This window comes from Janthinobacterium tructae, assembly GCF_006517255.1.
Taxonomy (GTDB): domain Bacteria; phylum Pseudomonadota; class Gammaproteobacteria; order Burkholderiales; family Burkholderiaceae_D; genus Janthinobacterium; species Janthinobacterium tructae.
Map to the genome: position 1 here is coordinate 337,789 of NZ_CP041185.1, position 18,803 is coordinate 356,591.

An 18,803-nucleotide genomic window follows, 5' to 3' on the forward strand; every position below is an offset into this window, starting at 1 on the left:
AGCATGCATACTCCCGTCACGCCCGGCCTTCTCATCCTGCATGGCAACCAGCTGGAACAGCTGCGCGCCGCCGTCTTCCAGTGGCTGCGCCAGCATCCGCTGGCACCGCTGGAAACGGACATCTTTCTGGTGCAGTCGAACGGCGTGGCCGAATGGCTGAAGATCGCCCTGGCCGAGGAGATGGGGGTGTGCGCCGCCACGCGCATCGCCCTGCCGGCGCGCCTGCTGTGGGAAAGCTACCGCGGCATGCTGGGGCGCGAACGGGTGCCGCGCGTCTCGCCATTTGATAAATCGCCGCTGACCTGGCGTTTGATGCGTCTATTGCCGTCGCTGCTGGCCGACCCGGTGTTTGCGCCGCTGCGCTACTTCCTTGCCGATGGCGATAGCGAACGCCGGCTGCAACTGGCCGAGCGCCTGGCCGATTTGTTCGACCAGTACCAGGTCTACCGCGCCGACTGGCTGGCTGACTGGGCTGCCGGGCGCGACCAGTTGCGCACGGCGCGCGGCGAAGCTAACCCGTTGAAGGAAGACCAGCGCTGGCAGGCGCAGTTGTGGCGCGCCGTGGCGGCCGACGTGGAACCGTTTGAGCGCGACACGGGCCGCGCCGACATCCACGACGCTTTCCTGGCGGCGATCGCCGCCGGCGATGCGCCTGCCGGCAAGCTGCCGCGCAGGGTGGTGCTGTTTGGCGTGTCGGCCCTGCCATACCAGACCTTGCAGGCGCTGGCCGCGCTGGCGCGCCACACGCAGGTGGTGCTGGCCGTGCCCAATCCGTGCCAGTTTTACTGGGGCGACATCATCGACGGGCGCGACTTGCTGCGCGCGGAAAACAAGCGCCAGCGGCAGCGCAATGGCACCGACCTGGCGCAAATTCCGCTCGAAGCACTGCATGCGCACAGCCATCCGCTGCTGGCCAGCTGGGGCAGGCAAGGGCGCGACTTCATCCGCATGCTCGACGAGTTCGACGAACACGCGCAAGCCGAGGGGCGCGACGACAGCCTGCGCATCGACCTGTTTGGCGAGGAAACGGGCGAGACCCTGCTGCAGCAGGTGCAGGTGGCCATCCGCGAACTGCGTCCGCTGGCCGAACACGCACAAACGCCGCCCGATATCGGCGACCGCTCGATCGAATTTCACGTGGCGCACAGCGTGCAGCGCGAAGTGGAAGTGCTGCACGACCAGCTGCTGGCCATGTTCGCGCACAGCGCCGAGACGGGCTTGCGTCCGCGCGACGTGGTGGTGATGGTGCCCGACATCGACACGTTTACGGCCGCCATCCACGCCGTCTTCGGCCAGTACCGGCGCAATGACGAGCGTTTCATCCCGTTCGAGATCGGCGACGTGAAGGACCGCAGCGTCAATCCGCTGCTCGTCGCGCTCGAATGGCTGCTGCAGCTGCCGCAGCAGCGCTGCCGCCAGAGCGAAGTGCGCGACCTGCTCGACGTGCCGGCGCTGGCGGCGCGCTTCGGCCTGCAGCCGGACGACCTGCCCACCCTGGGCGCCTGGATCGAAGGGGCGGGCGTGCGCTGGGGCCTGGACCAGACGCACCGCGCCGGCCTGGGGCTGGGCGCGGCCGGGGAACAGAATGCGTGGATTTTCGGCGTGCGGCGCATGCTGCTCGGCTATGCCAGCGGCAGTGGCGCCAGCTTTGGCGGTATCGAGCCGTATGCGGAAGTGGGCGGCCTCGATGCGGCGCTGGCGGGCTCGCTGGCGCAGCTGGTCGAGGCGCTGCTGCACTGGCGCAGCGTGCTGGCCAACGCGCACACGCCAGCCGAATGGGGCGTGCAGGCGCGTGCGTTGCTGGCCGCCTTCTTTGATGCCGACGATGAAGGCGACCGTTTGACCCTGGCGCAGCTCGAAGGCGCCTTGCAGGGCTGGCTGGAAACCTGCGAACATGCGGGCTTTGTCGAGCAGGTGCCGCTGTCCGTGCTGCGCGTGGCGTGGCTGGGCGCGCTGGACGAGCCGACCCTGAACCATCAATTCGTCTCCGGCGGCGTCACCTTCTGCACCTTGATGCCGATGCGCGCCGTGCCGTTCCGCGTGGTGTGCCTGCTGGGCATGAACGATGGCGACTTCCCGCGCCGCGCGCAGAAGGCCGATTTCGACTTGCTGGCGCTGCCCGGCATGGCGCGCCCGGGCGACCGTTCGCGCCGCGACGATGACCGCTACCTGATGCTCGAAGCCTTGCTGGCCGCGCGCGACAAACTGTACGTGAGCTGGGTGGGACGCAATGTGCGCGACAATTCCGAGCAGCCGCCGTCCGTGCTGGTGTCGCAGCTGCGCGATTACCTGGCCGCCGGCTGGTCGCTGGACCGGCATCTTGTATCGCTGACCACCGAGCACGCGCTGCAGCCGTTCAGCCGCCGCTATTTCGAGGCCGATGGCTTGCTGACCTACGCGCGCGAATGGCGCGTGGCGCATGCGGATGCGGCGGCGCAGGCCGCCGTGCTGCCGCTGGGCCCCTACGAACTCGATCCCGGTACGCGCTTGAAACTGGGCGAGCTGGCCAGCTTTTTGCGCCAGCCTGTGAAGTACTTCTTCCGCCGCCGCCTGAGCGTGTATTTTTCCGATGCGGCCATGCTGGGCGAGGATGAAGAGCCGTTCGGCCTGAATGCGCTCGAACGCTATCTGCTGGAAGACACCATGCTCGACGACGGCGGCGCCGTCGAAGCGCTGGACGACGTGCGCGCCAGCCTGCAAGCGCGCGCGCAGAAGCTGGCGCGCGAAGGCGTGCTGCCCATCGGCCTGATCGGCCAGCAGGTGCAGGCGCAGCTGGTCGAGGCGCTGGTGCCCGTGCGCAGCGCGTGGCTGTCCTTACGCGCCTCGTTCCCGCTGGCGGCCGACAAGCGCGCCATCAATTTGCCCTTCGGTGAGCTGCAGATCGACGACTGGCTCGACAAATTGTGCAGCAACGGGCAGGAGACGGCCTGGCTGATGCAGATTTCCTCGAAGGTGACGGACAAGAGCGGCCTGGCGCGCGGCGACAAGCTGATGCTGATGTGGCTGCGCCAGCTGGCCGCCGCCGCCCTCGGCTTTCCCGTCACCGGCTATCTGGTGGCGCGCGACGCCATCGTCAGCATGGCGCCGCTCGATCCCGCCGTGTCGCGCGATGCGCTGGCCACCTTACTGGCACTGTGGCGCGAAGGCATGAACCATCCGCTGCCCACGGCGTGCAAGACGGGCCTGGCGCTGGTGCAGCAGGGCGACCCGCGCGCCGTCTACGATGGCGGCTTTGAACTGTCTGGCGAGCGCGATGAACTGTGCCTGGCGCGCCTGTGGCCCGAGTTTTCCGCGCTGGCTCTTGAGGAAGCATGGGAAGACTGCACGCGCGAGCTGTATGGCCCGCTGGCCGACTGGCTGCAACAACATATCACGATCGACCCGATCAGCGCGCCCGATGATGGCGCGGGAGAAGAACAATGACGAGCCATCTGCTCAACCCCCTGGCGTTCCCGCTGCACGGCTCGCGCCTGATCGAAGCCTCGGCCGGCACCGGCAAGACCTGGACCATTGCCGCGCTGTATGTGCGTCTCGTGCTGGGGCACGGCGACGACGACAGCCGCTTTACGCGTCCGCTGCTGCCGGCCGACATTTTGGTGATGACGTTTACGCGCGCCGCCACGCGCGAATTGTCGAACCGCGTGCGCGAGCGCCTGATCGAGGCGGCCGCCTATTTCCGCCACGAGTCCGGTGGCAGCGACCCGTTTCTCGACGCATTGCTGGAATCTTATCCGGACGAAAGCGAACGGCAAAAGGCCGCGCACCGGCTGATGCTGGCCGCCGAGACGATGGATGAAGCGGCGATCTTCACCATCGATGCGTGGTGCCAGCGCATGCTGCGCGAGCACGCGTTCGACAGCGGCAGCCTGTTCGACGAAGAACTGGTCAGCGACGAGCAAGCCCTGTTCGAGGATGCGGCCCACGATTACTGGCGCCAGCAAGTCTATCCCTTGCCGCCGCAGGCGCTCGACGTGCTGCTGGCCTGCTGGCCCGACGTGGGGGCGCTGAAGAAAGGCGCGCGCGAGCTGGCGCGCCGCGCGGACATCATGGGCATGGCGCACGAAGAACCGTTGTCGGCACTGATCGCGCGCGAACAGCGGGCGCTGGCCGCGCAGCTGGCCAACCTGAAGGCAGGCTGGGTCGAACGCACGGAGCAGATGGCCGCGTGGATCAACGACCATCGCGCCGCCAATCCCAAGTGTTTTAACGGCGTCAAGATGAAGCCGGACAACCTGGCGAAGTGGTTCGACGGCTTGCGCAAGTGGGCACAGGACCCGCTGTTGCTGCTGCCGGCCATCACGGCCAAGGCGTGGGAGCGCTTGACGCCGTTCGGCATCGAGGATGCGTTTGCCAAGAGTTTCACGGCCCAGGTGCCCGAGTGCTTCGAGCATACCGAGGCGCTGGGGATCGCCCTGGCGGGAATTACGCCGCTGGGGCACAAGCTGCACCTGCATGCGGCGGCGGCCATTGCGCGGCGCATGGATCAGTTAAAACGCCAGTCGCGCCAGTTCGGCTTTGCCGACATGCTGCAGCGCCTGCACGACGCGCTGGCGGGCGAAAATGGCGCAGCCCTGCGCCAGCGCATCGTCGATCAATACCCGCTGGCGATGGTCGATGAATTCCAGGATACGGCACCGGCGCAGTACCAGATCTTCAATCTGCTGTACCGCATTGCCGACAACGACCCGGCGCAAGGCCTGTTCCTGATCGGCGACCCGAAGCAGTCGATTTACGGCTTTCGCGGCGCCGACATCCAGAGTTACCTGGCGGCGCGGCGCGCCACCGCAGGCCGCCACTACCAGCTGGGCACCAACTACCGCTCGACGGCGCCGCTGGTGGCGGCTGTCAACCAGCTGTTCCTGCACGCCGAGCGCGCCGAGGTGCCGGCTGGCGCCTTCCGCTACCGTAAAGGGGACGAGAATCCGCTGCCGTTCGAGGCCGTCGATGCCAAGGGCCGGTCCGAGCACCTGGTGAACGCCGGCGGCCCGCTGCCGGCCCTGCTGGCCGCCTGCGCCAGCGATGCAGGACTGCGCGGCGACAGCTACCGCGAGTATTTCGCGCAGCATTGCGCGGAGCACATCGTCGCCATGCTGGGCGACACGCAGGCGGGCTTCGATGGCCCCGACGGTTTTACGCGCTTGCAGCCGGCCGACGTCGCCATCCTCGTGCGCGACCGCAAGGAAGCAGCAGCCATCCGCCGCGCGCTGGCGCGCCGCCGGGTCGCCAGCGTCTACCTGTCCGACAAGGATTCTGTCGTCGACAGCGAGGAAGCGCAAGATGTGCTGCGCTGGCTGGCGGCGCTGGCCAACCCCCTTGACGGGGGACTGGCGCGCGCCGCGTTTGCCACGCGCACCATCGGCCTGTCGCTGGGCGAGCTGGCACGCCTGTCGAGCGACGAACTGGAGTGGGAGCGCCGCGTCGAGCAACTGAAGACCCTGCATTTGATCTGGCAGCGCCAGGGCGTGCTGGCCATGCTGCGCCGCTTCATCCACGAATTGCAGCTGCCCGCCATGCTGCTGCAGCAGACGGGCGGCGAGCGGCGGCTGACGAATCTGCTGCACCTGGCCGAACTGCTGCAATCGGCCAGCCGCCAGCTCGATGGCGAGCAGGCGCTGATACGCTGGCTGGCCGAGCAGATCGCCGGTGAAGGCGAGGGTGGCGACGAGCGCGTGCTGCGCCTGGAAAGCGATGCGGAGCTGGTGAAGGTCATCACCGTGCATAAATCCAAGGGCCTCGAATACCCGCTCGTGTATCTGCCGTTCGCTGTCACGGCGCGCAAGGTGGATAAACGCAACCGCAGCTTCTTCGACTATGCGGGGGACAATGGCGAACGCCGCCTCGACCTGTCGCTGTCCGATGAAGCCATGGCCGCGGTCGAAGAAGCGCGCATCGAGGAAGACTTGCGCCTGCTGTACGTGGCGCTGACGCGCGCGCGCCACTTCCTGTGGCTGGGCGTGGCCGCCCAGGCGGCGCGCAAGGCGGGCGAGAATACCCTGCACGAATCGGCGCTCGGTTATCTGCTGACGGGCGGCGACAAGCTGCCGGCGGAGCAGTTGCTGCCGCGCTGGCAGCAGGTGGCGGGCGATTGCGACGCCATCTATGTGGGCTCCCTGGCGCAGCCCGATGCCTGCACGGTACTGGACCGGGTCGAGCGGCGCCCCGCCTTGCGTCCCGCGCCCGTGTTCGTGGGCGAGTTCGAACGCGACTGGTCGGTGGGCAGTTTTACCTCGCTGACGCGGCAGATCGGCGCCGTGGCGGCCGCGCACGTGCCGCAGCGGGCGCTGGAAGAAACCTTGCTGGAAGACGGCACGGCTGTGGCCGTGGTCTCGCCGATGCACGTGGGCGATGCGCCATGGCACCGCTTCCCGCGCGGTTCCGTGCCCGGCAATTTCCTGCACGAGCAGCTCGAGTGGATGGGCGGCGAAGGTTTTGATTGCGTCCACGATGCCAATTTCGACACGCGCCTGGCGGCGCGCTGCGAGCGGGCGGGCTGGGGCCACCGCCAGGAAGACGCCATCGCCTGGCTCAGGGAAATCGCCGTCACGCCGCTGCCGCTGCTCGATGCCTCGCTGTCGCAGTTCGATAGCACCCTGTCCGAGATGGAGTTCTGGTTCCCCAGCGAGCATTTGTCCACCGCAGCGCTCGATCAGCTGTGCACGCGCTTGCTGTTGGGCGGCGCGCCGCGTCCCGTGCTGCCGCGGCGCCAGCTGCACGGCATGCTCAAAGGTTTTGCCGACCTGGTCATCGAACAGGATGGCCGCTATTGGGTGCTCGACTACAAGTCGAATGCGCTCGGCGCCAACGACGCTGCCTACCACACGGCCGCGCTGGCGGCCGGCATGGCGCAGCACCGCTACGATATCCAGGGCGCCATCTACATGCTGGCCCTGCACCGGCTGCTGAAAAGCCGGCTCGGCGACGCGTATGATCCGGCCGAGCACCTGGGCGGCGCCATCTTCCTGTTCCTGCGCGGCATCGCGAATGCGGACACGCATGGCTGCTACTGGCTGGCGCCGCAGCTGGAACTGCTGGACGGCCTCGATCAACTGTTATCTGAAGAAGCGGAACATCATGCAGCATAGTGAGCAAATGAATGCCTTGTTCGGCCACATCGACGGCGTTGCCGGGGATGGCCATTTGCGCCGTCTGAGCGCCGCCTTTGCCCGCTTCATCGCCAGCCTGGACGAGCAGGCGCCGGATGCCGCCGCCGTGGCCGTGGCCTGCGTGGTGCTGTCCGAGCTGGAGGGGCGGGGGCATAGCTGTCTGATGCTGGCCGACCTTGCCAGCGAACCGTCGCAGCTGCTGGGCTGGAGCGAGGAGCTGTGGCATGCCGTGCTGGCCGTTTCCGGGCCGCTGCCCGACAGCGTCGACGGCTGGCGCGCGCTGCTGGCCGGCGCGCCGCAAGTGTGGCAGGTGGGCGCGCCCGATGTGCGCCAGCCGCTGGTGCTCGACGGCGACCGTCTGTATTTGCGCCGCTACTGGCGCGATGAGACCCTGGTGGGCGAGAAAATTGCCGTCCGCGCGCAGAGTTTGACTAATCCGCCGCTGGCACAGGTGCGGCAATGGCTCGACATCCTGTTCGACCAGCCCACGCAGGACGCTGGCCCTGACTGGCAAAAGGTGGCGTGCGCCATCGCCCTGCGCGGCAAGGTGGCCATTATCACGGGCGGTCCCGGCACGGGCAAGACGTACACGGTGGCGAGCCTGTTGACCCTGCTGTTTGCCGTCTCGCCGCAGCCGGAGCAGTTGCGCATCGCGCTGGCCGCGCCGACCGGCAAGGCGGCCGCGCGCCTGAAGCAGTCGATCGACAAGGCCTTGAGCGGCCTGGCGGAAAAGGTCGGGGAAGCCTTGCCACTGCTGGAACTGGCGCGGCGCATGGGCGCGGCGCGCACCCTGCATAGCTTGCTCGGCGCGCGGCCCGACACGCGCGCCTTTGCCCACCACGCGGGCAATCCGCTTGACGTCGACGTGCTGATCGTCGATGAAGCATCGATGGTGCACCTGGAGATGATGGCCTCGGTGCTCGACGCCTTGCCGCCGACGGCCATCTTGATCCTGCTGGGCGACAAGGATCAACTGGCGTCGGTGGAAGCGGGCGCCGTGCTGGGCGACTTGTGCCACGATGCGCAGGCGGGCGGCTACACGGAGGCCACCATCGCGTATGCGCAGGCGGCCAGCGGCGTGGCCATTCCGCCCGCCTTCGCGGGAGCGGCCGGCGCGCTGGCGCAGCAGACGGTGATGCTGCGCCACAGCCACCGCTTCAGCGGCCCGATAGGCGAGCTGGCGCTGGCCGTGAATGGCGGCAGGCCCGATCTGGCCAAGGCCTGCTTCGCCAGCGATAGCGGCGGCCAGCTGGCGTGGAGCGTGCCGGCGCAGCAGGAAGACGTGCTGCGCCTGGCCTTGTGCGGGCGCGTGGATGCGCCCGGCGGGTATCAGCCTTATCTGCAACTGGTCAATGCCGGCGAGGCGGCGTACGCGCAGCATGACGACTGGGTGCGCGCCGTGCTGCACGCATTTGAAGCGTTCCGCATCCTGTGCGCCGTGCGCGAAGGCGAGTGGGGCGTGGCGGGGCTGAACACGGCCATCGAACTGCGGCTGGAAAAGGAAGGCTTAATACGCCGCAGCGAATGGTATGTGGGCCGCCCCGTGATGGTCACGCGTAACGACTATGGCACGGGCGTGTTCAATGGCGACATCGGCCTGACCCTGCGCGACCCGGCGCGGCCCGGTTCCCTGCGCGTGTATTTTTTGGAAGGCGAGCATGTGCGCAGCGTGCTGGCCACGCGTTTGCGCCACGTGGAAACGGCGTTCGCCATGACGGTGCACAAGTCGCAGGGCTCGGAATTTCGCCACACGGTGCTGGTGCTGCCGCAGGAGGGCGGCGCCATGCTGGCGCGCGAACTGGTCTACACGGGCATCACGCGTGCGCGTGACTTCTTTACCCTGGTCTCGCCCACGCAGGCCGTGCTGTTCGACGCGATTCTGCGCCGCACGCAGCGTGCCAGCGGGCTGCGTGGCTTGATCGGCTGAGTTACTTCGCCAGCTTCGCCTTGGCCACCAGCGCCTGCACTACTTGCAGGGTGGCTTGCTCCACGCCCTGGCGCGGCAAGCCCGGATTGGCGCCGGCGACCATCGAGGGATTGGTCAGGTAGCGCCCGCCTACGATCAGGGTGGGCGTGCTGTCGACCTGGTAGGGGGCGGCCAGGCGGGGCAGATTTTTCAGCTTGGTCTGCACGCCAAACGACTGGTAGGCGCCTTCGAAGGCGGCCTTGTCCAGGCCATTTTTCAGCGCCCAGTCGAGGTTGTCCCTGTCGCTGGCCAGGCGCTTGCGTTCCATATGCCAGGTGTGCATGACTTGCGCGTGCAGCGCCTCTTCCTTCTTCAACGCTTCCAGAGTCAGGAACAGATGCGCTTCCGGATCATTATCCGGCGTGTGCGGCAAATGGATGCGGCGGAACGACACCGTGGCAGCATTTTCCTTGACCCAGCGCGCCAGGCTCGGCTCGAACGCATTGCAGGCGGGGCAGTGATACATGAAAAATTCGATCACTTCCACCTTGCCCGGCGCCGCCTGCACCGGTTGCGGCGTGGCCAGCACCAGATAGTCTGCACCCGGCACGGGCGCTTGCGGTGAGGCGAAGGCGCTGGAGGCGGCGAAACTGGCGCAAGCCAGGATGAGGTGGTGCAAGCGCATGGGAGCTCCTTTGAAAAAATTAACTATGAGGCAATCATGCTGGAGCGTCAATAGTCGATGGTGTTGCTTTGATGTAATAAACATTCATTATTCCGAATATTGAACAATAATGTTCCGATTTTTATGTAAAAATAACAGCGAGTGTGCGTGGCAAGGCCGCTGATTCACACCATAAAAATCACCACAAAGGAGTACACCATGTTTTCATCGTTGCGCACGCGTCTGGTGCTGATTTGCGTTTCCATCGTCGTGTTGTCCATGCTGGCCTTGTCGGTCGCCAATTACATCACCACGCGCAACAGCATGCTGGCCTCGGCTGACCAGCAGATGCAGCAGCTGCTGTACAGCCAGTCCGCCGTGCTGGCGCAATGGGTCGATGGCAAGAAAAAGGTCATGGCGTCGGTCGTCATGTCGGCCGAGACGCCCGATCCGCTGCGCGCTTTCCAGATCGCCGAAAAGGCCGGCGATTTTGCGGAAGTGTTCATCGGCTATGCGGACAAGCGCTCCGTATTTACCCATCCGGGGCGCCCGGCCGATTTCGACCCGACGGCGCGCGCCTGGTACACGGACACCGTCAAGGCGGGCGTGCCGATGCTGACGCCGCCGTACGTGGACGCGGCCAGTCACAAGCTGGTGGTGTCGTTTACGGCGCCCGTCGGCCCGAAACAGGCGTTGCTGGGCGTGGCGGGGGCAGACGTGCTGCTCGATACGGTGATCGCCAATGTGGTGGCGATCAAGCCCACGCCGCACAGTTTTGCCTTCCTGGTCGACCAGGAAGGCACCATTATCGCCCATGCCGACAAGGAACTGAGCCTGCAGCCACTGGCCAAAATCGATGCGGCGCTGTCGGCCGCGCAGGTCAACCGGCTGGAAAGCACGCGCACGAGCGATGCCGTGCGCCTGAACGAGCGCGACGGCAAGCTGTACGTCACGCGCGTGGCGGGCACCGATTGGCTGCTGGCCGTGGTGCTGGACCAGCAGGAAGCCATGCAAGCCTTGCAGACGATGCTGACGACGGCGACCGTCACGGCCGTGCTGCTGGCCGGCGCGGCGGCGGTGCTGCTGTCGCTGCTGGTCTTTAAAATGCTCAAGCGCCTGGAACTGGTGCGCGATGCGCTCGACGATATCGCTTCCGGCGAAGGCGACCTGACGCGCCGCCTCGACGCTTCCGGCGTGGATGAACTGGCGCAGATCGCGGACGCCTTCAACCGCTTCATCGACAAGATCGCCGCCGTGCTGGTGAAAATCCGCACGGCCAGCGAATCGGTCAAGGTGTCGTCGTCGGAAATCGCCGCCGGCAACCAGGACCTGTCGTCGCGCACGGAACAGCAAGCCAGTTCGCTGGAAGAAACGGCCGCCTCGATGGAGGAGCTGACTTCCACCGTGAAACAGAATGCCGACAATGCGCGCCAGGCCAACCAGATGGCGCAATCGGCGTCCGGCGTGGCCAGCAAGGGCGGGCAAGTGGTGGCGCAGGTGGTCGAGACCATGGCCTCGATCAATGACTCGTCGAAGAAGATCGTCGACATCATCAGCGTCATCGACGGCATCGCCTTCCAGACGAATATCCTGGCCTTGAACGCGGCCGTGGAAGCGGCGCGCGCGGGCGAGCAGGGACGCGGCTTTGCCGTGGTGGCGACGGAAGTGCGCAGCCTGGCGCAACGCTCCGCTGGCGCAGCGAAGGAAATCAAGCTGCTGATCGACGATTCGGTGGGCAAGGTCGATTCAGGCGCGCGCCTGGTCGACGAGGCCGGCGCGACGATGCAGGAAATCGTCGACAGCGTGCGCCGCGTCACCGACATCATGGGCGAGATCACGGCCGCCAGCGTCGAGCAGAGTTCCGGCATCGAGCAGGTCAACCAGGCGATTGCGCAAATGGACCAGGTGACGCAGCAGAATGCGGCCCTGGTGGAACAGGCGGCCGCCGCGGCGGAAAGCCTGCAAGACCAGGCCAGCACCCTGGCGCAGGTGGTGGGCGTGTTCAAGCTCGATGAAGGGCAAGCAGCGCAGCAGCAGAAACCGCAGCCGCAGCCAGTCCGGCCCGTGGCGCGGGCAGCCGTCGCGCCGCGCCTCGCCAGCCGTCCCGTAAAAACGTCCGTCGCCAAGCCCGAGCGCAGCGACGAGTGGGAAACGTTCTAGGCGCGCCGGGGCGCCAGGGTCGGCGCCATCTGTTTCGCCACCGCAAAAAAAGCGTTGGTGGCCGGCGTGTTCTGGCGCCGGTCGCGCACGGCCAGGCCCACCTTGCGGCTGACGGGCGGATGTAACGGCAGGGCGACCAGCTCCGGATACTGTTCGCGCAGGCGCTGCGGCAGGGCCAGTTCGGCGACGATGGACAGGCCGTCGCCGCGGCTGACCATGTCGAGGATGGTGATCACCTGGCTGATGCGGTAGGGGACATTGGGCTGCAAGCCCGCGTTGGCGAACAGCGGTTCGATCAGGCAGGCGCAGCCCGCCTCGGACATGATGAACGGCCCTTCGCACAGCTGCGCCAGGGTGATGGCCGTTTCGCTGGCCAGCGGGTGGCTGCGCGGCACCAGCGCCATCATCTGGTCTTCCACCAGCGGCGCCGTATCGAAGCGCTCGTCGGGCAGCACGACGAAGCCGACGTCGACGCGGCGTTCGCGTATCCATTGCACCACCTCGTGGTCAGCGCCTTCGTCGATGCGCAGGGTGATGCCCGGATAGCGCAGGCGGAATTGCGCCGTGATGGCCGGCAGCAGATTCAACGACGAGGTGGGGCCGAACGAGCCGATGCGCAGGCTGCCCTGGCGCTGGCCCAGCACATCGGCCGCTTCCTGGCGCATGGCTTCCGACAAGCCGAGGATTTCGCGCGCGCGCAGCAGCAGCTGGCGGCCCACGTCCGTCAGCTCGGCCGAGGCCTGGTGGCGCACGATGAGGTCCACGCCCATTTCCTTTTCCAGCGCCTTCAAGGCATGCGAGACGGCCGACTGGCTGATGCCCAGCTGCGCGGCGGCGGCGGAAAAGCCGTGCAGTTCGGCCACCAGGGTAAAGATTTCCAGTTGCGTGAAGGTCATGCTGTGGCTTTCCTGTTATATGAGTATTTACTCATTATTTCATGAGTTGATATTAGTATTAATATATATGGACACTACCCGCCGCGCAAGCGGCATCACCGGACTTTCCATGCCTACTACCGCCGCACCTCCTTCGCCGCTGCTCGCCGTGCAGTCGCCGCTCGTCTACATCAAGCTGATTTTCGTCGCCCTGTTCTGGGGCGGTACCTTTATCGCGGGACGCGTGCTGGCGCAGCAGATGCCACCGATGACGGCCGCCAGCGGGCGCTTTGGCGTGGCCGTGCTGCTGCTTGTCGTGCTGGCGTGGAAACTGGAAGGCGGCTTGCCGCGCCTGGACCGCAAGCAGCTGATGACGACGGCGGCGCTGGGCCTGACGGGCATCTTTTTATATAACCTGTGCTTCCTGGCGGCCCTGTCGCGCATGCCGGCCGGCCGCACGGCCCTGTTCGTGGCCCTGAACCCCATCGTCACGGCATTGGCCTCGGCCATGCTGTTCCGCGAACGGCTCGGTTCCTTCAAGTGGCTGGGTATCATGCTGGCGTTTTGCGGCACGGCCATCGTCATCACGCGCGGCGATCTCTCCGGCGTGCTGCACGGCACGGGCGGCGGCATCGGCATGGGCGAAGTATTCATGTTTTGCGGCATTTCCAGCTGGGCCGCCTATACCCTGATCGGCAGGGTCGCGCTGAAGGGCCTGAGCCCGATCGCCGCCACCACATATGCCGCGATGTGGGGCCTGGCCTTTTTGCTGGTGGGGGCGGTGGTGGAGTTCCCGACGGTGCCATGGCACAGCTTTGGCTGGCAAGTGTGGGCAGCCATCGGCTACCTGGGCGTGTTCGGCACGGTGATCGGCTTTGTCTGGTATTACGAGGGCGTCAAAGCGCTGGGACCGTCGCGCACGGCCGTGTTCAACAACCTCGTGCCCGTGTTCGGCATCGTGCTGGCGGCGGTGCTGCTGGGCGAGCCCGTGCTCGCCTCGATGCTGGTGGGCGGCGCGGTGACGATAGCCGGCGTCATCATGACCAACCGGCAAGCGAAATAGTTACTTGGCGCGGCGGCGCTTGCTCGGTTTCGCCGGCGCTTTTTTATGCCGGCTGACGGAGGCGCGCATCACCTTCGGCTCTTCGATGCCGTTCTCGGCCGCCAGCATGCGGCGGATGTTGACGGCGTCCATGGCGCGCACGGAGTTGGCGCGTGCGTTGAGCAGGATCATGGTGGCAAACTTGCCGGCCGACTTGATGCGCATGATCAGGCAACGCCCCGCTTCATTCGTGTAACCGGTCTTCGACAGGCCGATATCCCAGCCCTTGGCACCCACCAGGCGGTTCGTGTTGTGGTATTCCACGTCGCGGCCCTTGATCTGGATGACGTCCTTCGAATCGGTGGTGATGCGGCTGATTTCCGGGTAGCGCGAGGCGGCCACGGCCATCTTGACGAGGTCCGCTGCCGTTGACTGGTTGTTCGGCGACAAGCCTGTCGGCTCTTCGATGACGGTCTGGCGCATGCCCAGGGCCTTGATCTTGGCGTTGACGGCCACGGCGAACGCCGTCGGGCCGCCGGGGAAGGTGCGCGCCAGCGAGGCGGCGGCGCGGTTGTCGGACGACATCAGCGCCAGCTGCAGCACGTCGTGGCGGCTCAGGGTAGCGCCCACGGGCACGCGCGAGGTGCTGTGTTTCAAGGTGTCGACATCCTCGCGGTCGATGCTGATCTCTTCCTGCATATTCGCCTTGGAGTCGAGCACGACCATGGCAGTCATGAGCTTGGTCAGCGAGGCGATGGGCACCACTACGTTGGAATTTTTTTCAAGCAAGATTTTGCCTGTGCCGTCTTCGACTACCAGGATCGACTGGGAACCGAAGGGCACGGCGATGGCCGCTGTCGAAAGCGTCATCAGCACCGCGGCGAACATTTTTTTGAGCATGGGATTTGTATGTGGGAAAGCAGTTTTGGGGCGCCATCAAGGGCGCTGCGCGCAAATCCGGAACGGGGCCGCGCGGGGACGCGGCGTGTATCTCGGAGGCAATATTTGCCAAGCTTAAACAATACCATTAAAGATCAAGCGATGTCTACGGTACAAGCCCGCAACAGGCGGCGTTGCGGCCAATTTGGCAAATAAATGGGGCTATTCTTGCCGTAGTGAAAATTGTTGGGCAATTATTGATTTCGTCCTGGAAACTTCGTATTATTTCAGCAATATTGGCAGCCATGGTCCGGCAGGCGCCGCGCGCTTCGTCGTTGATGCCTGCCCCTTCGTGCTTCGTCGCCCCGCGCTATGCCCTGCAACAGGGGCGCCGTAGACTGCGTTCATGCCTGAATCACGGACCACGGAGAACGCATCGTGTTAAAAAAATATACGGACTGGTACCGCAGCATCGACGAAGAAACGCTGCGTGTGCTGAAACATCCCGAGCTGGCGGAGCAGGTCCAGGGTAGAGTGCGCCGCTACGTCGCCATGAAGCTGGTCAAGCTGACGCCGATAGAGCGTCAGCAATTGCATGATTTCCTGCTCAAGTACCGCGGCGCCGGTTTCTATATTGCCGCGTTCAAGCTGATGCTGCTGTTCAGCGCCATCGGCCTCGCCCTGCACCTGCTGCTGCCGGCCAGATTCGAATTGCTGAAGGCCCTGGCTTTCAGCAACGGCCTGGGTTTTGCGCTGGCGTGGGGTCTGGTGGGCGTCTGGTTCAATTACCGCAGTTCCGTGCGCAACAAGTTCAAGAGACTCTTGCTGATCGTTTCGACCTGCGCGGCAGGGGTAGCGGCTGGCGTGCTGCTGGCCGGTTGGAGCGATACCGGTTCCATGGGCATGGCCTTCGAGCGCTTGCTGCGCGTGGGCGGCATCGCCTTGCTGGTGGCCGGTTTGTTTTACATGGTGCCGCTGGCGATCGTGACCAGCTGGCGCAACCGCCAGTACGAAGCGCTGACGGTGCAGCTGCAGCAGGATGCCGAGCGCGACCGACTGGCGCGCGAACTGAGCGAATCTCAGCTGCGCCTGCTGCGCGCGCAGATCGAGCCACATTTCCTGTTCAATACCCTGGGCGCCGTGCAGCAGCTGGCCGAGCAGGGCGCGCCCAGGGCAGCGGCGCTGACGGCCGACCTGATCGCCTTCCTGCGCGCCAGCCTGGCGGAGATGCGCAGCGAGCAAGTGCCCTTGCAAAGCGAGTTCGACATGGTGGCCGCGTATTTGCGCGTGATGCAGGCGCGCATGGGCTCGCGCCTGCGCTATGTGCTGGACTTGCCGGCCGAGTTTGCGCACGCGACGATACCCAGCATGATCTTGCTGACCCTGGCGGAAAATGCCATCAAGCACGGTATTGAACCATCGTTGCGCGGTGGCGAGATCCGCCTCTCGGCGCTGCGGGTGGGCGGCATGCTGTGCCTGCGCGTGCAGGATACGGGCATGGGCTTGCCGGCAAGCGGTGCGGGCAGCGTACCCGGAGGCGGCCTGGGCCTGGAAAACGTGCGCAGCCGGCTGTTGCTGTCCGATCCGTCTGCCAGCCTGAGCCTGCGCGATGGCGAAGAAGGCGGCGTGATCGCTGAAATAGTGTTGTCCATTAACATTGCATCCAGCCTGAAGGAACCCGCCGCATGAACACTTCCATCCTGATCGCCGAAGACGAACCCCTGATGCGCGAGCGCCTGCAAATGCTGCTGGCGCAAGCCTGGCCCGAGGCGCAAGTCGTGCTGGTGGCGGAAAACGGCAACGACGCCTGGGACGGTTTCCTTGAGCACGAGCCGGACGTGGTCTTCCTCGACATCCGCATGCCTGGCCTGTCGGGCCTGGAAGTGGCCGAGCGCATCGGCAAGCGCGCCCACGTGGTGTTCGTCACGGCCTACGACCAGTACGCCGTCGATGCCTTCGACGCGGGCGCCGTCGATTATCTGTTGAAACCCGTGCAGGCCGAGCGGCTGCAGCGGGCGCTGGCCCGGCTGCGCGACAAGCTCGGTGCGCAGCCGGCCGACATGGCCAATTTATTGCAGTCGCTGCGCGCCGCCTTGCCGGCGCCGCCGCGCGACAAGTTGAAATGGATCAAGGCCAGCGTGGGCAAGCAGATCCGCCTGATCGACATCGACGACGTGCTGTTCTTCCAGGCCGACACCAAATACACGCGCGTGGTGCTGGCCGGCTCGGAAGCGCTGGTGCGCACGCCGCTGAAGGATTTGCTGGGCGGGCTCGATCCGGAACAGTTCTGGCAAATCCACCGCGGCACCATGGTCAACGTGAAAGCCATCGAGGCGGCCGAACGCATCGACGCCGAGCGCATGCAGGTACTGGTGCGTGGCAGCACGGAAAAGCTGCCCGTCAGCCGCACGTTTACGTATCTGTTTCGCGATTAGCCTGCAATGCAAACGCCGCGCCGCTGCCGGATGGCAAGGGGCGCGGCGTCAGTGGGTGGGCGACGCTTACTGGATCTTGGCGATCGATACTTCCGTCGATTTCACCAGGGCGATGACTTCGCTGCCCACTTTCAAGTCCAGGTCCTTGATCGAGCGCGAGGTGATCACCGAGGTGACGATGCCGTGCGGCGTTTCCACGTCCACTTCCGAGACCACGGGGCCAAAGATGATTTCCTTGATCTTGCCACGAAACTGGTTGCGTACATTCACTTCCGAGATAGCCATGATATTTCCTTTGTGCCCGTAAAACGCCGTGCGGCGCGACATGGCCAGAGTACGGCGCGCGCCCGCGTTTGACCACGAATCGATGCGCATATGGTTATGCGGAAAGCGGGCCATGCCGGCACGGCACTTGCCGTGGCGGGGCGCGGAACTTGTGGCCAGGGCCGCTGTCTTAGTGGCATGGCGTTGCTGTGTGCCCTTGCGCGTGCGCATGGATGTTATCTGCAGGACGTGTTTTTGTGATCGTACCGACGATGGAAAATGACGGCGCCGATCCAGTCATTGCCGCTTTTTACCGGGCGGCACTGGAGCCTGGGCAGTGGGATGCCGCCCTGAGCGCGTTCGCGCGGCTGGCGGGCGGTGACGTCGCCTGCTGTTTTCTGAAGGCCGAGGCGGGCCTGGCGCCGTCGCGCGCGCATATCAGTGGCCTGGACGAGCAGGCCTGGGAAGCGGGCTACCGCCGCTACTACCATGCGATCGACCCCGGCTATACGGTGCTGGTGCGTGGCGCACCCGGCCGCATGTATCTGATGCAGGACTACATCGGCGAGCGGGCCGTGGCCCGCAGCGAATACTTCCAGGACTTTTATCTGCGCGCGGGCCTGCGCTATTCCTGCAGCGGCACCCTCAGCGACGGCAGCGGCCTGACCATCCTGTCGGCGCACCGGACGGCGGGGCAAGGGCGCTACGATAAGCGCACGCGGCTGCAATTGCAGCGCGTGCTCGACCACTTGCCGAATGTGTTCCGCCTGCGCGACACGGCGCAGCAGGCCCAGGTGCACGGCGCGCTGGCCTGGGCGGCGCTCGACGAGTTGCCGCGTGCCATCTTGCTGGTTGATGCATGCCTGCAACTGGTTTTCATGAATCGCGCCGCGCAGTGCCTGCTGTGCGGCCCGCCGCTGGTGCCAGCCCTGGTGGCGGCCACGGCCACCATCGTGCTGCGTGGCGGCAGCGTGGGCTTGCGCGCCAGCCCGCTGCAGCAGCGGCTGGCCCAGCGCGTGCGCCAGGTGTGCGCGGGCCAGGCCTGCGCCAGCCCCGCGCCCCTGTACCTGGCCGATGGCGCGGGCCGGCCCGCGCTGGAAATCGGCATCCTGCCCTTGCCCATTCCGGCGGGGATGGGCGCGTGCGGCGATGCCGCGCGCCTGGCGATGCTGGTGCTGCGGCCCCTGTTCCGCACGGCGGCGCGGCCGTGGCCGCTGGCCGCGGAACGCCCGTGCGGCCTGACGGCGGCGCAATGGGCGCTGGCGCAGGCGCTGGCCGATGGCGTCGAACCGACCGACTATGCGCGGCGCCACGGCGTGCGCATCAGTACCGTACGCAGCCAGATCCAGGCCATCCTGGCCAAGACGGGCACGCGCCGCAGCAGCGAGATCGCCAGCCTGTTCAGCGCCATGGAGTGGGGCGCCGGCACGCCGCCATAAAAAAACCGGGGCAAGCCCCGGTTGTCGATGAGAATG

At 66.0% G+C, this 18,803-nt stretch carries 12 protein-coding genes; 8 read left to right on the top strand and 4 right to left on the bottom strand.

The window, feature by feature from the left end; all coding sequences use genetic code 11:
• The first annotated feature begins 3 nt into the window (after positions 1-3).
• The 3 genes from recC to recD are packed head-to-tail and all read left to right on the top strand — an operon-like array spanning position 4 to position 9,030.
• A complete protein-coding gene (gene recC, locus FJQ89_RS01515; protein ID WP_141168757.1) occupies positions 4-3,423 on the top strand; it encodes an exodeoxyribonuclease V subunit gamma in 3,420 nt (1,139 codons plus the stop codon).
• The gene (gene recB, locus FJQ89_RS01520) at positions 3,420-7,082 is read left to right on the top strand and encodes an exodeoxyribonuclease V subunit beta (protein WP_141168758.1); all 3,663 of its coding nucleotides are present in this window, start codon (positions 3,420-3,422) and stop codon (positions 7,080-7,082) included. The genes recC and recB overlap by 4 nt, the downstream gene beginning before the upstream one ends.
• Complete coding sequence (recD, locus tag FJQ89_RS01525) at positions 7,072-9,030, top strand: exodeoxyribonuclease V subunit alpha (RefSeq protein ID WP_141168759.1); 1,959 nt, start codon at positions 7,072-7,074, stop codon at positions 9,028-9,030. Before recB ends, recD begins: the two co-directional genes overlap by 11 nt.
• A gap of 1 nt (position 9,031) precedes the next feature.
• On the opposite strand, the gene FJQ89_RS01530 is transcribed toward recD, so the two are convergent.
• Positions 9,032-9,694, bottom strand: a complete 663-nt coding sequence (locus tag FJQ89_RS01530; protein ID WP_141168760.1) for a thiol:disulfide interchange protein DsbA/DsbL — start codon at positions 9,692-9,694, stop codon at positions 9,032-9,034.
• A 198-nt stretch (positions 9,695-9,892) separates the two neighbouring features.
• Between FJQ89_RS01530 and FJQ89_RS01535 the strand changes: the two genes are divergently transcribed.
• On the top strand, positions 9,893-11,833 hold the full coding sequence (locus FJQ89_RS01535; RefSeq protein ID WP_141168761.1) for a methyl-accepting chemotaxis protein: 1,941 nt from the start codon (positions 9,893-9,895) through the stop codon (positions 11,831-11,833).
• Here FJQ89_RS01535 and FJQ89_RS01540 read toward each other — a convergent pair.
• Positions 11,830-12,729: a LysR family transcriptional regulator gene (locus tag FJQ89_RS01540; RefSeq protein WP_096235011.1), complete on the bottom strand. Its 900-nt coding sequence runs from the start codon at positions 12,727-12,729 to the stop codon at positions 11,830-11,832. The genes FJQ89_RS01535 and FJQ89_RS01540 overlap by 4 nt on opposite strands.
• Positions 12,730-12,838: 109 nt before the next feature.
• On the opposite strand from FJQ89_RS01540, the gene FJQ89_RS01545 reads away from it, so the two are divergent.
• The gene (locus FJQ89_RS01545; protein ID WP_141168762.1) at positions 12,839-13,771 is read left to right on the top strand and encodes a DMT family transporter; all 933 of its coding nucleotides are present in this window, start codon (positions 12,839-12,841) and stop codon (positions 13,769-13,771) included.
• Here the strand turns inward: FJQ89_RS01545 and FJQ89_RS01550 are convergent, their stop codons facing one another.
• Positions 13,772-14,650, bottom strand: coding sequence for a serine hydrolase (locus FJQ89_RS01550; protein ID WP_071077862.1), 879 nt, complete (start codon positions 14,648-14,650; stop codon positions 13,772-13,774). It lies immediately after the preceding gene.
• 417 nt (positions 14,651-15,067) lie between these two features.
• Here FJQ89_RS01550 and FJQ89_RS01555 point away from each other — a divergent pair, with 417 nt between their 5' ends.
• Together FJQ89_RS01555 and FJQ89_RS01560 are read left to right on the top strand one after the other, a co-directional pair.
• Positions 15,068-16,318 (top strand): sensor histidine kinase, encoded by a 1,251-nt coding sequence (locus FJQ89_RS01555; protein WP_141168763.1) that lies wholly within the window; start codon positions 15,068-15,070, stop codon positions 16,316-16,318.
• Complete coding sequence (locus FJQ89_RS01560) at positions 16,315-17,064, top strand: LytR/AlgR family response regulator transcription factor (RefSeq protein WP_099759595.1); 750 nt, start codon at positions 16,315-16,317, stop codon at positions 17,062-17,064. The genes FJQ89_RS01555 and FJQ89_RS01560 overlap by 4 nt, the downstream gene beginning before the upstream one ends.
• Before the next feature lie 66 nt (positions 17,065-17,130).
• On the opposite strand, the gene FJQ89_RS01565 is transcribed toward FJQ89_RS01560, so the two are convergent.
• Complete coding sequence (locus FJQ89_RS01565; protein WP_034757699.1) at positions 17,131-17,349, bottom strand: TOBE domain-containing protein; 219 nt, start codon at positions 17,347-17,349, stop codon at positions 17,131-17,133.
• Between the two features lie 236 nt (positions 17,350-17,585).
• Here FJQ89_RS01565 and FJQ89_RS01570 point away from each other — a divergent pair, with 236 nt between their 5' ends.
• Positions 17,586-18,767, top strand: coding sequence for a LuxR family transcriptional regulator (locus FJQ89_RS01570; protein WP_141168764.1), 1,182 nt, complete (start codon positions 17,586-17,588; stop codon positions 18,765-18,767).
• Positions 18,768-18,803: the final 36 nt, after the last annotated feature.